The sequence below is a fragment of the Methylobacterium nigriterrae genome (assembly GCF_037106235.1).
Lineage (GTDB): Bacteria > Pseudomonadota > Alphaproteobacteria > Rhizobiales > Beijerinckiaceae > Methylobacterium > Methylobacterium nigriterrae.
Genome location: NZ_JBAWTG010000808.1, coordinates 1 through 278 on the forward strand (window position 1 = coordinate 1; position 278 = coordinate 278).

Here is a 278-nt window from a genome sequence, read left to right on the forward strand (position 1 = left end):
GCCTTGCGGTCGAACTGCACGACGCGGGCGTCGAACTTCTCGCCGGCCGCGAAGCGCTCGGGGCGCTGGTCGCCGCGGTCGCGGACGAGCTCGGCCCGGCGGATGAAGGTGGAGAGGTCGGTGTCGACGATCTTGACCTCGACGCCCGAATCCTTGACCTCCGTCACCTCGCAGGTCACGACCTGGCCCTGCTTGATCTCGCCGGCCTCCGCGAAGGGGTCGCCGCCGAGCTGCTTGATGCCGAGCGAGATGCGCTCCTTCTCGACGTCCACGTCGAG

1 protein-coding gene is annotated in these 278 nt (G+C 69.4%); it reads right to left on the reverse strand.

Annotated elements, in window-relative coordinates:
- Nucleotides 1-278, reverse strand: a 278-nt coding sequence (locus WDW90_RS39235; RefSeq protein WP_336493011.1) for a S1 RNA-binding domain-containing protein, incomplete at both ends; no start/stop codon positions are given.